The sequence below is a fragment of the Pseudomonas sp. RW407 genome (assembly GCF_003176655.1).
Lineage (GTDB): Bacteria > Pseudomonadota > Gammaproteobacteria > Pseudomonadales > Pseudomonadaceae > Pseudomonas > Pseudomonas delhiensis.
In genome coordinates this window covers 783752-798142 of sequence record NZ_QGSL01000088.1, presented here as the reverse complement: position 1 = coordinate 798142, position 14391 = coordinate 783752, and the positions used below count along the sequence as shown (strand labels likewise).

Sequence of the window (14391 nt, the reverse complement as noted above, 5' to 3'; positions counted from 1 at the left end):
GTTTTGTCGGCCAGCGCAAGCGGGCGGGCAGGGGCTTCAGGCAGAGGGAGGGGGAATGGCGATGAGGGTGATGCGGGGGGGCTTTCGAGGGGATTTCAGGCGGCCAGAAAGAACGAAGCCTCCCAGTTGCGGGAGGCTTCGCGGCGGTAGCTGCCTTTACCTTTCAGGGGGTGTTCCTGGCGGCTGCGGAACAGCGGTTGGGCTATCAGGGACTTGGCCTTGTTCGGCCGTTTGGCTTTCTTCGCCATGGTCTTCTCCTCGGGACGAACGCCCGCCCATTGCGGGCATCGGCATCATCGGCGCTTTCACCGGGGATGTCCAGGCCGCAGGTCAGTTGATCCGCGGTGCCCGGCGCAGCTCGCCGGGCGCGATGCCGTAGCGGGCCTTGAAGGCGCGGTTGAAGTGGGCCTGGTCGGCGAAGCCCCAGCGGTAGGCCAGCTCGCCGATGGACGGCGGTGGCGGCGTGACCAGCAGGGCATCGTGGCACGCCTGCAGGCGCAGTTCGCGGACCCACTCCTGCACGCTGCGGCCGCTGCCCTGGAACAGCCGGTGCAGGTAGCGCACCGAAATGCCGCAGGCCTGGGCGATGCCGGCGGGGTTCAGGCTGCTGTCGTCGAGGTGGCGGTGGATGTGCTGCTCGACGCGGCGCAGGTGGGCCGTGGCGACGGCGCTGGACTGGCTTTCGCCGGGGTGCTGGCGTTCCAGGGCCATGCCCAGCAGTTCGAGCAATTGGCGGCTCAGGCGCTGGCCGTCGCCGGGTTCGAGTTCGCCCAGGCGGCGCGCGCTGAGGGCCAGGTAGTCGGCGAACAGCGCACCGGCGCCGCGGGTGGCGTCGAAATTCAGCGCGCAACGCTGGTCGGGCGTGGCCACGTGGCGGCGCAGGGTGCGTTCGGGCAGTTTCAGCACCCACAGGGCGTTGCTCTGGGCGTAGAGGAATTCGTAGGGTTCGCCGCTGCGTTCCAGCACGAAGCTGCCGGGCTGGCAGACGGTACGGCGGCCGCGCTGGGTAAATTCGAAACAGCTGCGCAGGGGCAGGGAGAGCAGAAACGACTCGTCCTCGCACTGGCCGAGATGGTGGCTCTGGCGGCGGTAGCGCAGAGGGGAGGAATCGAGGTAGGACAGGCTCAGGTCGCCCAGGCTGAAAAGCTCCAGCCGGCCCTGGAAGCTGTCGCCTGCCATGTAGTCCAGTTCCAGCGGGAAATAGGTGTCGCTGACGCAACGCTTCCAGTATTCCTGGCGTTGCGCGCCGGCAATGGCGGTGGTGTCGAAGCTGGTTTGCTTGGTCATGGCAGAAGCGCTTGCAGCGTGTTCGGGTTGTAATGTCCATGCAGCTCTTGTGCCTTGATGGCCGGGCGCCCCGGCGCCGGACCTCCGCGGGAGGTCCGGCGTTCCGGGCTCAGCGCTGGCGGCTCAGGCGGTAGCAGCCGGATTCGTGCAGTTCCACCACCCAGCCGGGGCGGATGAGGATGTTGGTGGTGGCTTCCTCGACCACCGCCGGGCCGTGCAGGCGGTCGCCGGCCAGCAGCAGCTCGCCCTGGTACACCGGGGTGTCGGTCCAGATGCCGTCCTCGCCGAAGAGCATCGGCCGGCTGCCGGCCAGGGCCCGTTGGGCGTGGCCGTCGCTGGCCGGCAGGCTGGGGAAGGGCGGGCGCGAGACGCGGCCGATCACCTGGCTTTCCAGGTTGACGATCTCCACCGGGTTGTCCGCCTCGGCGTAGGTGTAGAGCGCCTCGTGGCGGCGGTGGAAGGCCTCGACTATGGCCGGCAGCGTCCGCGCGTCGACCGGCATGTCGCCGATCTCCACGGTGCATTCGTGGATCTGCCCGACGTAGCGCATCTCCAGGCTGCGCACCACGGCGATGTCCGCGTCGGCGAAGCCGTCGCCGCGCAGGGTGGCGCGGCCCTGCTGTTCCAGCTCGACGAAGGCCGCCTCCAGGCCGGCCAGGTCGGCGTCCTCGCGGGCCAGGATGGGGTAGGTGGCCAGGTAGTTGTGCTTCACGTCGGAGAGTATCTGCCCCAGCGCGCACAGGCCCGAGGCGACCTTGGGAATTAGCACGGTGTCGATGCCCATGTCCTCGGCCAGCGCGGTCATGTGCACGCCCGCCGCGCCGCCGGCGCCGATCAGGGCGAAGTCCCGCGGGTCGTAGCCGCGCTCGATGGACACGCGGCGGATGCCGTTGACCATGTTGGCGTTGACGATGGCGTGGATGCCCCAGGCCGCCTTGTCCACGTCCATGCCCAGGGGCTCGGCGATCTTCGCGCGGATCGCCGCCAGCGCCGCCTCGCGGTCCAGGCTGATGCGCCCGCCCAGGCGCGCCTCGGGGTTGAGGTAGCCCAGCGCCAGGTTGGCGTCGGTCACCGTCGGCAGCTCGCCGCCCTGGCCGTAGGCCACCGGGCCGGGGCTGGAGCCGGCGCTCTGCGGGCCCACCTCGAGCATGCCGTAGGGGTTGATGTGGGCGATGGAGCCGCCGCCGGCGCCGAGGGTCTCGACCTGGATCATCGGCACGCCGATGCGCTGGCGCAGGAAGTCGGCGTCGCGGCTGAGGTTGGTCTTGCCTTCGCGGGTCAGGGTGATGTCGAAGGAGGTGCCGCCCATGTCCACGGTGATGACGTTGCGGATGCCGAACGGCTGGGCCACGAACAGCCCGGCCTGGGGCGCCGAGGCCGGGCCGGAGTTGATCGCGTTCACCGCGCGGCCGCGCATGTGCTCGCCGGTGGCCAGGCCGCCGTTGGACTGGAAGTAGCGCACCGGGCGCTGGGCGCCGAGCTGGCGGAAGTAGTCGTCGATCTTCGCCACGTAGCGCGCCATCACCGGGCTCAGGTAGGCGTTGACCAGGGTGGTGGAGGTGCGGGTGTATTCGCGGATCTGCGGGAACACCTCGGTGCCGCTGCAGACGAACACCCCCGGCAGCATCTCGCGCAGGATGGCCACGGCGCGCTGCTCGTGGGCCGGGTTGCGCACCGACCAGAGGAAGGACACGGCGACCGCCTCCACGCCCTGTTCGGCGAACAGCCTGGCGGCGTCGCGCACGTCGCTCTCGTTCAGTGGCGTGTGCTCGCGGCCGTCGGCGAGGATGCGCCCGCGCACCGGACGGCGCAGGAAGCGCTGGGCCAGCTGCGGCGCCGGCGGGTAATCGGGGTCGTAGCGGTAGCCTTCTTCCTTGTGGCCCAGGCGGATCTCGATGCTGTCCTCGTGGCCGGCGGTGGCCAGCAGGCCGACCTTGACGCCCTTGAGCTCGATCAGCGCGTTCAGCGCCACCGTGGTGCCGTTGATGCAGAGGTCGCAGTTGGCGACTACCTCTTCCACCGGGCGGCCCAGCGCCTGGCTGATCTGGCGCAGGCCGTCGGCGATGGCCAGGGTGCCGTCCTGCGGGGTGGAAAGTGCCTTGAACAGGTGCACGCGGCCTTCGCGTTCGGCCAGGATGAAATCGGTGAAAGTGCCGCCGGCGTCGACGCCGAGGCGGTATTGGCTGTGCATGTCGGGTTCCTCAGGCGGTTTGGCGGCGTTGGGCGGTGGCTTTCTGGTCGACCTCGCCGGCGCTGGTAAGCACCACGCCGTAGTCGAGTTCGGCACCGCGCGGCGAGACCAGACCGTCGCGCACGTCGCGCGCCACGGCCTCGGGCAGGCGGCGGAAGGCCGGGCCGTAGCCGCCGCCCCCGGGGGTGCGGTTGACCAAGCGTTCGCCGGGCTTGAGCACGGTCATGACGTTGCGCGTGTGCTTCTCGTGCTCGCCAGCGCGGACGATCTCCACGCCGCCCAGCTTGGGCTCGTCCAGGCCGTTGGCCGCGCCGGCGGCGCCCATGGTGGTGCGCTGGCGGCCTTCGCCGAAGGAAATCACGGTCATCTCGTGGTCCAGCGGCTCCACTTCCAGGCAGGTGCCCGAGCCGCCGCGCAGCTGGCCGGCGCCGGCGCTGTCGGCCATCAGCGCGTAGCGGTGGATGAGGATCGGGTAGCTGTACTCCAGCAGCTCGATGTCCCCGGAGTAGAGTGCGCCGAAGCAGCACAGCGGGCCGCAGGCGTGCCAGCCGTCCAGCTCCGAGGTGGCGCCGGCGCCGGAGATGATCGAGGCCAGCACCATGGTCACGTATTCCTCGCCGGTGCGCGGGTCGACGCCGGCGATGTTCACCCCGCTGGTGTGCCCCCAGGAGGCGGTGACGCGTTCCGGCGCGGCCTGCTCGAAGGCCTGGCGCACGGCGTCGGTGAGGGTCTCCATGGGGGTGGTGGTGCAGTTGACGTGGGGCGCCGGCTCCTCGGCGTTGCACAGGGTGCCCTTGGGCCCCAGGTCCACGGTCACGCAGCGGTACAGCCCGGCGTTATAGGGCGGCGGCACCTGGGCGAACATCATCAGCCCCAGGTAGATGCCGGACATCGAGTTGCCGGCGTAGGAGTTGATGAAGTAGGGCACCTGCGGTGGGCTCTGCACGGTGATGTGGCAGCTGTCGTCCCTGATGGTGACGGTGGCGCTGATGGCCAGCTCGCCCAGGCCGTGGCCGGAATCCTCCAGCACCGCGTGGCCGGTGTAGCTGCCGTCGGGCACCGAGCGGATCAGCTCGCGCATCTGCCGGTCGGCCATGTCCTTCAGCTCGGCGATGCACTCGCGCACCGTGGCCACGCCGTACTTGTCGAGCAGGGCGATGAGGTTGCGCTCGCCGACGCGGCAGGCGCCGTACTGGGCATTGAGGTCGCCCTCCTGGTTGCGCCGGGCGCGCATGTTGGTGAGCAGCAGGTTGATCACGTCCTCGCGGCGGCGGCCTTTTTCCCACAGCTTCACCGGCGGGATGCGCAGGCCCTCGGCGTAGATTTCCTTGGCGTCGGGGTTGTAGCCGGCCGGCACCGGGCCGCCGATGTCGGTGAGGTGGCCCTTGCACACGGTCCAGAACACCAGCTCGCCCTGGTAGAACACCGGCTTGTACATGCAGCAGTCGATGATGTGGCTGCCGGCGTAGGTGGGGTCGTTGTGGTAGATCACGTCGCCTTCGGCGACGTCGTCGCCGAAGTAGCCGGACACGGCCTTCATCGCCGGGATCAGCGAGCCCAGGTGGATGGGGATGTCCTGGCCCTGCAGGATCATTTCCGAATGGTGGTCGAAGAGCGCGTTGGAGTAGTCGTGGGCGAGGTTGAAGACGCTGGAGCGGCTGGTTTTTTCCAGCGTCAGGGTCATCTCGCGCTGGGTCATCTCCAGCGCGCCGCGCACCACGGCCAGGGTAATCGGATCGGCCGGCATCGCTTTGTTCTCCTTATCGGCGGGTCGATGAGGCGACGATAGGGAGCTGCCGGCCGGGCGTATTGCGCGGCAGCGCAGTGGTTCTTGTCGTGCAGCGCACAGGTGCCGAACGGGGGTTGTCCGGCATCAACCTGTAGGAGCGGGCCCTGCCCGCGATTCGCGCGCAGGGCGCGCTCCTACAGGGGACTGCCGAGGCTGGCATGGTGTAGGAGCGGATCTTATCCGCGAAACGCGCCGATACGTCCGGCTATCGCGGACAAGGTCCGCTCCTACGGGGGAGACGGCAGGGGAGATCAGCCCGGCGGCAACGGCAGGCGCTGGCCGGCCAGCAGCAGCGCCAGGCGTGCCAGGCCGTTCCAGGCGTCGCCCTGGGCCTGGCCCTTGATCTGCGCGTCGATCAGCTGGGCGTCCTGCAGCAGCTGGTTCCAGCGGGCGCCGCTGTGGCGCTGCAGGGCGCGGGTGAGCAGCGGGCGGCGCTTGTCCCACACCGGCGGGCGGCGCTGGGCGAAGGCCTTGTCCAGGGGCACGCCCTGGCCGAACTGCTGGGCGATGCCGGCCAGCTGGCGGATCTCCCGGGCCAGCGCCCAGAGGATCACCGGCGGCTCCACGCCCTCGCCGCGCAGGCCTTCGAGCATGCGCAGGCTGTGCGCGGCTTCGCCGGCCAGGGCGGCGTCGATCAGGCCGAAGACGTCGAAGCGCGCGCTGTCGGCTACCGCCGCCTGCACGGTGGCGGCGTCGAGCTGGTTGCCGTCGGCCAGCAGCTTGAGCTTCTCGATCTCCTGCGCGGCGGCCAGCAGGTTGCCTTCCACCCGCGCGGCGATCAGGTCCACCGCGTCCTGGCTGGCGGCCAGCCCGGCCTGGGACAGGCGCTGGCGAATCCACTGCGGCAGTTGGTGCACGTCCACCGGCCAGATCTGGATGAACTGCGCGGCCTCGCCGTCGATCAGCGCCTTGGCCCACTTGGTCTTCTGGGTGGCGCCGTCGAGCTTGGGCAGGGTGACCAGCAGCACCGTGTCTTCCGGCGGCCGCTGCAGGTATTCCTGCAGCGCCGCGGCGCCCTTGTCGCCGGGCTTGCCCGAGGGCAGGCGCAGTTCCAGCAGGCGCCTCTCGGCGAACAGCGAGAGGCTGGCGCCGGCCTCCAGCAGCAGGCCCCAGTCGAAGTTGGCCTCGGCGTTGAACACCTGGCGCTCGCTGAAGTCGCGCTGGCGGCAGGCGGCGCGGATGGCGTCGCAGGCTTCCTGGCAGAGCAGCGGCTCATCGCCGCTGACCACGTAGACGGGGGCCAGGTTGCCCTGCAGGTGCTTGGCGAGTTGGGCGGGATTGAGCTTCATGAAAGTACGGGGCCGGCATGGCCGGCCCCCTGGTCCTCTTACTGCGCCTTCGGCAGTTCGATCGGCGACTGCTGCGGCTGCTGCCTGGCCGCCTCGTCCGCGGCCTTGAGCGCGTCGGCTTCGGCCTTGGCCTTGGCTTCGGCCTGCTGCTGCAGGTATTCCAGGCGAGCCGGGGTGAGCATCTGCAGGCGCAGGGAGAGCTGCTGCACCAGGTCGCGGCGCATTTCCTTGCGCAGCTGGGCGGCTTCCTGGTCGGAGCCGATCAGGTTGTTCTCGTCGTGCAGGTAGACCTTCTGCACTTCGACCTTGTCGGTCATCAGCAGCAGGTTGTCGGCGCCGCGCACCTCGTAGTCGACCGTGGTGGTCAGCTCGTACTCGGCGCTGCGCGCCGAGCTGCTGTAGCTGGCGGTGCGCTGGGTCTCGGCCTCGCGGGCGAGGAACAGGTGGTAGGGCGCGCTCCTGGTCACTTTCACGCCGCTGTTCTCCAGCAGGCGCTGCAGGTCCTTGACGGTGTCGCCATAGGCGTTGCGCGCGCTCAGGTCGACTTCCTTCAGCGCGAAGTTCGTATCGCCCAGGCCGCGCAGGTGGAAACCGCAGGCGGCCAGCAGCGTGGTCAGGCCGATCAGCGCGATGCCGGTCAGGATACGTTTCATCAAGCTTCCCTCACTCCTGTTGATCCGGGTTGCCCGAGGCAAGGCGCCGCGGGCGAATGCCATCAGTTGGCGACGATGTTGACCAGCTTGCCGGGGACCACGATCACCTTGCGGATGGTCAGGCCGTCGGTGAAGCGCAGCACGTTCTCGTTGGCGCGGGCGGTGGCCTCGACGTCCTCGCGGCTGGCCTGCGCCGGCACTTCGATGTGCCCGCGCAGCTTGCCATTGACCTGCACCACCAGTTGCAGGGTGTCCTGCACCAGGGCGCTCTCGTCGACCTGCGGCCAGGGCGCGTCGATCACCGCGCCATTGTGGCCCAGTTCGTGCCAGAGCACGTGGCAGATGTGCGGGGTGATCGGCGCCAGCAGCAGGGCGACGGTCTCCAGGCCTTCCTGCAGCAGGGCGCGGTTGCCGGCGTCTTCCTGCGGGACCTTCTCCAGCACGTTCATCAGCGTCATCACCGCGGCGATGGCGGTGTTGAACTTGTGGTTCTGGCCGATATCCTGGCTGGCCTGCTTGATGGCCAGGTGGATGGCGCGGCGGATTTCCTTCTGCGCGTCGTTCAGGGTGTCCTGCGCCACCGCGGCGGCGAAGCCGGCGTTGACGTGGGCCTGGGCCAGGCGCCAGACGCGGCGCAGGAAGCGGCTCGCGCCCTCGACGCCGGAGTCGGACCACTCCAGGCTCATGTCCGGCGGCGAGGCGAACATCATGAACAGGCGGCAGGTGTCGGCGCCGTAGGCGTCGATCATGGCCTGCGGGTCCACGCCGTTGTTCTTCGACTTGGACATCTTCTCGGTGCCGCCGATCTCCACCGGCAGGCCGTCGGTCTTCAGGCGCGCGCCCACGACCTTGGCCTTGGCGTCACGCTCGACTTCCACGTCGGCCGGGTTGAACCAGTCCTTGCCGCCGTTGGCGGTGGTGCGGTAATAGGTCTCGGCGACCACCATGCCCTGGGTCAGCAGGTCCTTGAACGGCTCGTCGGAGTCGATCAGGCCTTCGTCGCGCATCAGCTTGTGGAAGAAGCGCGCGTACAGCAGGTGCAGGATGGCGTGCTCGATGCCGCCGATGTACTGGTCCACCGGCAGCCAGTAGTTGGCGGCCTTCTTGTCCAGCATGCCGTCCTCGAACTGCGGGCAGGCGTAGCGGGCGAAGTACCAGGACGACTCGACGAAGGTGTCCATGGTGTCGGTTTCGCGCTTGGCCGGCTGGCCGCACTTCGGGCAGCTGCACGCGTAGAACTCGGGCATCCTGGCCAGCGGCGAGCCGGCGCCGTCCGGCACCACGTTCTCCGGCAGCACCACCGGCAGTTGCTCGGCCGGCACCGGCACGTCGCCGCAGGCGTCGCAGTGGATGATCGGGATCGGGCAGCCCCAGTAGCGCTGGCGGCTGATGCCCCAGTCGCGCAGGCGGAACTGGGTGCGCGCCTGGCCCAGGCCCTTGGCGGCGAGGTCGGCGCCGATGGCGTCGAACGCGGCCTGGTAGCCGAGGCCGTCGTACTTGCCGGAGTTGACGGTGCGCACGCTGTCGTCCTTGGCGCCGTACCACTCCTGCCAGGCGCTGGCGTCGTAGCCGTCGTCGCCGGCGGCCAGGGTGATCACCTGCCGGATCGGCAGGTGGTACTTGTTGGCGAACTCGAAGTCGCGCTCGTCGTGGGCCGGCACGGCCATCACCGCGCCTTCGCCGTAGGTCATCAGCACGTAGTTGGCGATCCACACCGGCAGCTTCTCGCCGGTCAGCGGGTGCTCGACGAACAGGGAAGTGGCGACGCCCTTCTTCTCCTGGGTGGCGATGTCCGCCTCGGCGACGCCGCCGCGCTTGCACTCGTCGATGAACGCCTGCAGGGCCGGCTCGCGCTGGGCGGCCAGGGTGGCCAGCGGGTGTTCGGCGGCCACGGCGACGTAGGTGGCGCCCATCAGGGTGTCCGGACGGGTGGTGAAGACCTTCAGCTGGCCGGCCTCGCCGATGGAGGCCTGGTCGTAGGGGAAGGCGATCTCCATGCCGCGGGACTTGCCGATCCAGTTGCGCTGCATGGTCTTGACCTGTTCCGGCCAGCCCGGCAGGTGGTCGAGGCTTTCCAGCAGCTCTTCGGCGTAGGCGGTGATCTTGAAGTAGTACATCGGGATCTCGCGCTTCTCGATCAGCGCGCCCGAACGCCAGCCACGGCCGTCGATGACCTGCTCGTTGGCCAGCACGGTCTGGTCCACCGGGTCCCAGTTCACGGTGCCGTTCTTGCGGTAGATCACGCCCTTCTCGAACAGGCGGGTGAACAGCCACTGCTCCCAGCGGTAGTAGTCCGGCTTGCAGGTGGTGACCTCGCGCGACCAGTCGATGGCCAGGCCCAGGCTGTTCAGCTGGGCCTTCATGTAGGCGATGTTGTCGTAGGTCCAGGCGGCGGGGGCGACGTTGTTCTTCATCGCGGCGTTCTCCGCCGGCATGCCGAAGGCGTCCCAGCCCATCGGCTGCAGGACGTTGCGGCCCTGCATGCGCTGGTAACGGCTGATCACGTCGCCGATGGTGTAGTTGCGCACGTGCCCCATGTGCAGCTTGCCGCTCGGATACGGGAACATCGACAGGCAGTAGAACTTCTCCTTGCCGGGGACTTCCTCGACACGGAAGGAGTTGTGTTCGTTCCAGTACTTCTGGGCCTGGGATTCGATCTCGAGAGGCTGGTATTGCTCGTGCATGGCGCGACTTGGACCTGTACGGAATAGACGGCGCGGCCGTGGGAGCGGAGCGGGCGCTCCCGTCTTGCCGGGGCACCGCGGCGGCCGGCCGGCAAGGGGCTGCATAAAGCCTCGTAGCATACATGAGCCCTCCCCGAGCCGGTAGCCCGCGCCGTTTGTCGCACGCTCGGTGGCCCGGGGGCCGGGACGCTAAGCTTGGCCTGAGGGCGGGAGGTTTCCGCCTGCTTGAGGTGACTGATGGCTGAGCTGCATCGTGCGAGTTTGTCGGGTCCCGGTCTTTATGAGCGGTTGCTGCATCGACTTGAACTGGCCCTGGACGAGGCCGAGACCGCGGAACGCCTGCGCGATGAGCATCCCGAGGAGTTGGAGCTGCGCGGCCTGAGCAGCGCCGAGATGCAGCTGATCCGCGCCTATCTCGACCAGGACGTGAACTGGTTGCGCGGCTGGCACGCCGCCGCCGAGGAGCTGGCGCTGATCGAACACGCCCCCGCCCGCTCCACGCGGGCGCGCCTGGGCGGCAGCGCCGGCAAGACGCGCCCGTCGCACCGCCACCTGCAATTGCTCTGCGCGCTGTGCGGCACCCCGGTGGTCTACAACCGCCAGCACGGGGTGATGCCCTGCACCTCCTGCGGCTCGCAGTTGTTCCGCGGCTCCCGCGGGCGTTGAATCCGCGCGTTCATCCGCTAGGCTGTGGCGCTTCCTGAAAGGAGTCGCCGATGCCGCTGCGCTACCTCGTCAAGCAGATCCTGATGCCGCCGGGCATCCTGCTGATCCTCCTGTTGCTGGGCTTTTTCCTGCGCCGCCGCCGGCCGAGGCTGGCGACGGCCTGCTTCGTCGCCGGGTTCGCCGGCTTCTGGCTGCTCAGCCTGCCGCTGACGGTGGAGTGGGGCGCGCGCCTGCTGGAGCGCCAGCCGGCCCTGGCCCGCGGCGAATGGGCGGGCCTGGCGCAGCGCGCCGAGGCCATCGTCATCCTCGGCGCGGGCCGCGAGCGCGGCGACCCGGCCTGGGGCGACGACCAGCCCGGGCTGATGGCCCGCGAGCGGCTGCGCTACGCCGCGCGCCTGGCCAAGGCCAGCGGCCTGCCGCTGCTGACCTCCGGCGGCCTGCACTACGGCACGCCGCCCAGCGAGGCGCAGCTCATGGCCACCAGCCTGGCGGACGACTACGGGGTGAGCGTGCGCTGGCAGGAAGGGCGCAGCCGCACCACCTGGGAGAACGCCACCCTGAGCGCGGAAATCCTCCGCCAGGCGGGCGTGCGCCGGGTGGTGCTGGTCACCCAGGCGCAGCACATGCCCCGCGCGCTCTGGAGTTTCGAGGCCAACGGCCTGGAGGTGGTGCCGGCGCCGATGGGCTTCATCGGCGTGGACAACGCCCGGCCGTTCGGCGGCTGGCTGCCGGAGGCCAAGGCGTTCTGGCAGAGCAACCAGTTGCTCAACGAGGCGCTGGGCCTGCTGGGCTACCGCCTGTTCTACCGCTGAAGGGATGCATCGCGGACCTTGTCCGCGATTCGCGCGCAGGGCGCGCTCCTACAGGGGAATGGCGCGTGGCCGGCTATCGCGGATGAATCCGCTCCTACGGCCGTGCTTCCTGGGAACGTAGGGCGGATAACCGTTCGCGGTTATCCGCCGCTTGACCTTGGCTGCATTCCGCTCGGTGCCGAGCACGGAGCCGCCGTTGAACTCAACCTCGGCGTACAACCGCGAACGGTTGTACGCCCTACGCTCAGCCGAACATCCTGCGCTGCTCGGGGGCGGCCTGGCGGCGTAGCAGGGTCCAGATCGCCAGGATCACCGCCAGGGTGCCCAGCGGCCACAGGCGCCATTTCAGGTAGGGCGTCAGGCCCTGCATCGGAGTGGCCTCGCCGCGCAGCACGCCCTGCTGGAACTGCGGGATCTCGTGGGTGATGCGGCCCTGCGGGTCGATCAGCGCGGTGACGCCGTTGTTGGTGCCGCGGATCATCCAGCGCCCGGCTTCGAGGGCGCGCATCTGCGCCATCTGCAGGTGCTGCAGCGGGCCGATGGAGGTGCCGAACCAGGCGTCGTTGCTGATGGTCAGCAGCAACTGGCTCTGGGCCGCGAGGCCCGCGGCGAATTCCGGGTAGACCACTTCGTAGCAGATGTACGGCGCGATGGCGTAGCCCTTGGCCTTGAGCAGCGCCTGGTCGGCCGGGCCGCGGGCGAAGTCGGACATGGGCAGGTCGAAGAAGCTGATCAGGCCGCGCAGCAGGTCCTGCAGCGGCACGTACTCGCCGAAGGGCACCAGCTTCTGCTTGAGGTAGTCGCCGCTGCCGTCGCCGACCACGGTGATGCCGTTGTAGTAGTGCACGCCGTCGGCGTCGCGCTGGCGCATGGGCACGCCGGTGATGAGCGCGGCGCGCTTCTGCTTCGCCATCTCGTCGAGCATGCCCAGGTAGCCGCCGGCCTGGTCCTTGAGCAGCGGCACGGCGGTTTCCGGCAGGACGATCAGGTCGACGTCGTGCTGCTCGGCGCTGAGGTCGCGGTACAGCTCCAGCTGCGCGGTGACGTGCTTGGGGTCCCACTTCATGTCCTGGGCGATGTTGCCCTGGATGGCGGCGACGGTCAGAGGCGCGCCGGCGGGGCTGGTCCAGGCGTGGCCCTTGAGGACGAGGCCGGCGATCCACGGGGCCAGCAGCAGCACCAGGCCGACGACCAGTTGCATCGGGCGGAAGGTCAGCTGCGGCAGGTTGATCAGCAGTGCGGCGCACAGGGCGATGCTGAAGGAAATCAGCCACACGCCGCCGATCGGGGCCAGGCCGGCCAGGGGGCCCTGCAGCTGGCTGTAGCCGGTGTAGAGCCAGGGGAAGCCGGTGAGGAACCAACTGCGGAACACTTCCAGGCCCAGCCACAGCGCGGCGAAGGCCAGGGCGTCGCTGACCGGTGCGTTGTTGCGCCGCAGCATGCGCGCCCAGAGCCAGGCCGGCAGGCCGAAGAAGAACGCCACCCCGGCGCTGAAGCCGACCACCAGGAAACCGGCCAGGGCCGGCGAGGCGCCGCCGAAGTCATGGATGCTGTAGTAGATCCAGCCGGTGCCGGCGAGGAAGGCGCCGAAGCCGTACCACCAGCCGCGCCACAGCGCCGAGCCCGGGGTGACGCCGCGCAGCCCGAGGTAGAAGAGGGCGACGGACAGCAGCGCCAGCGGCCAGATGCCGTAGGGCGCCAGGGCCAGCGGGGTGATGGCGCCGGCGGCCAGGGCCAGCAGATGGCCCGGCCAGCCGGGACGGGTGATCCAGCGCATCGGTATTCCTTGGAAGCGGTTTGGCGATGCGCAAGAGTAATGGAGAGACGAACGGTAGGCTATGGGGCTGCGGCGAAAAGCCATGAGGCGTCTGCGACGCTGTGTTGCAGGATGTCGGAATGGGCTGTAGGAACAACTGTCTTGCGCCGAGGTGCTCTTCGTAGGATGGGTTGAGTTTGCGATACCCATGCTGCCGTGGTGATGGGTATCGCTTCGCTCAACGCCATCCTACGAAAAGCCGTGCTTCCTGGAGCCGTAGGAGCGGACCTTGTCCGCGATAGCCGGATGTCCCGGCGCGATTCGCGGATAAGATCCGCTCCTACGCTGTCCCACCCACGCCATTCCCCGTAGGGTGGATAACCGTTCGCGGTTATCCGCCGTTGGCCCCCGGTTTCAGTCGCGCAGCGGCGTCAGGCGCAGCAGGTGCAGGCGGCGGCTGTCGGCGTTGAGCACGCGGAAGCGGAAGCCACCCAGTTCGGTGGTCTCGTTGCGCTTGGGCAGGTGGCCGAAGGCGCTCATCACCAGGCCGCCGACGGTGTCGAATTCCTCGTCGGAGAATTCCGCGCCGAAGAAGTCGTTGAAGGCTTCCACCGGGGTCAGCGCCTTGACGATGAAATCGCCGCTGGGCAGCGGCTTGATGTAGCTGTCTTCCTCGACGTCGTGCTCGTCCTCGATGTCGCCGACGATCTGCTCCAGCACGTCCTCGATGGTCACCAGGCCCGCCACGCCGCCGTACTCGTCGATGACGATGGCCATGTGGTTGTGGTTGGCGCGGAACTCGCGCAGCAGCACGTTGAGGCGCTTGGACTCGGGCACGAAGGTGGCCGGGCGCAGCAGGTCCTTGATGTTGAAGGCATGGCTGCCGTCGTGGAGGATCAGCGGCAGCAGGTCCTTGGCCAGCAGCACGCCCATCACGTCGTCGAGGCTCTCGCCCACCACCGGGTAGCGCGAGTGCGCCGCGTCGATGATCGCCGGGAGGAACTCGCGCGGGCTCTGGCTGGCCTTGATGCTGATCATCTGCGAGCGCGGCACCATGATGTCGCGCACCTGCAGGTCGGCGACCTGGATGGCGCCCTCGACGATGGACAGCGCCTCGCTGTCCAGCAGCTTGTTCTCGTGGGCGTCGCGCAGCAGCTCGAGGAGCTCCTGGCGGTTTCTCGGCTCATGGGCAAAAGCCTGGGTGATCTTGTCCAGCCAGGACTTATGCCCGTTGCTCGATCGGTCTTCGCTCATCTTTCCTTTG

11 protein-coding genes are annotated in these 14391 nt (G+C 69.0%); 2 read left to right on the top strand and 9 right to left on the bottom strand.

Annotated elements, in window-relative coordinates; all coding sequences use genetic code 11:
- Positions 1 to 95 precede the first annotated feature (95 nt).
- The 7 genes from arfA to leuS all read right to left on the bottom strand — a co-directional run bounded on the left by arfA (position 96) and on the right by leuS (position 9893).
- Positions 96 to 248 (bottom strand): alternative ribosome rescue factor ArfA, encoded by a 153-nt coding sequence (gene arfA / locus DK254_RS10150; RefSeq protein ID WP_109933675.1) that lies wholly within the window; start codon positions 246 to 248, stop codon positions 96 to 98.
- 82 nt (positions 249 to 330) lie between these two features.
- Positions 331 to 1287 (bottom strand): helix-turn-helix domain-containing protein, encoded by a 957-nt coding sequence (locus DK254_RS10145; protein WP_109933674.1) that lies wholly within the window; start codon positions 1285 to 1287, stop codon positions 331 to 333.
- A gap of 109 nt (positions 1288 to 1396) precedes the next feature.
- Positions 1397 to 3478, bottom strand: a complete 2082-nt coding sequence (locus DK254_RS10140) for a hydantoinase/oxoprolinase family protein (protein WP_109933673.1) — start codon at positions 3476 to 3478, stop codon at positions 1397 to 1399.
- A gap of 10 nt (positions 3479 to 3488) precedes the next feature.
- Positions 3489 to 5225, bottom strand: a complete 1737-nt coding sequence (locus DK254_RS10135; RefSeq protein ID WP_109933672.1) for a hydantoinase B/oxoprolinase family protein — start codon at positions 5223 to 5225, stop codon at positions 3489 to 3491.
- 293 nt (positions 5226 to 5518) lie between these two features.
- Positions 5519 to 6556: a DNA polymerase III subunit delta gene (gene holA / locus DK254_RS10130; RefSeq protein WP_109933671.1), complete on the bottom strand. Its 1038-nt coding sequence runs from the start codon at positions 6554 to 6556 to the stop codon at positions 5519 to 5521.
- A 38-nt stretch (positions 6557 to 6594) separates the two neighbouring features.
- Complete coding sequence (lptE, locus tag DK254_RS10125; RefSeq protein WP_109933670.1) at positions 6595 to 7209, bottom strand: LPS assembly lipoprotein LptE; 615 nt, start codon at positions 7207 to 7209, stop codon at positions 6595 to 6597.
- 62 nt (positions 7210 to 7271) lie between these two features.
- Positions 7272 to 9893 carry a leucine--tRNA ligase gene (leuS, locus tag DK254_RS10120; RefSeq protein WP_109933669.1) on the bottom strand — a complete coding sequence of 874 codons (2622 nt, stop codon included), beginning with the start codon at positions 9891 to 9893 and terminating at the stop codon, positions 7272 to 7274.
- Positions 9894 to 10130: 237 nt separating this feature from the next.
- Here leuS and DK254_RS10115 point away from each other — a divergent pair, with 237 nt between their 5' ends.
- Complete coding sequence (locus DK254_RS10115) at positions 10131 to 10559, top strand: hypothetical protein (protein WP_089391229.1); 429 nt, start codon at positions 10131 to 10133, stop codon at positions 10557 to 10559.
- Positions 10560 to 10609: 50 nt separating this feature from the next.
- Positions 10610 to 11371 (top strand): YdcF family protein, encoded by a 762-nt coding sequence (locus DK254_RS10110; RefSeq protein WP_109933668.1) that lies wholly within the window; start codon positions 10610 to 10612, stop codon positions 11369 to 11371.
- 244 nt (positions 11372 to 11615) lie between these two features.
- On the opposite strand, the gene lnt is transcribed toward DK254_RS10110, so the two are convergent.
- Both lnt and DK254_RS10100 read right to left on the bottom strand, forming a co-directional pair.
- Positions 11616 to 13148, bottom strand: coding sequence for an apolipoprotein N-acyltransferase (gene lnt, locus DK254_RS10105; protein WP_109933667.1), 1533 nt, complete (start codon positions 13146 to 13148; stop codon positions 11616 to 11618).
- Positions 13149 to 13541: 393 nt separating this feature from the next.
- Complete coding sequence (locus DK254_RS10100; RefSeq protein WP_109933666.1) at positions 13542 to 14381, bottom strand: HlyC/CorC family transporter; 840 nt, start codon at positions 14379 to 14381, stop codon at positions 13542 to 13544.
- Positions 14382 to 14391: the final 10 nt, after the last annotated feature.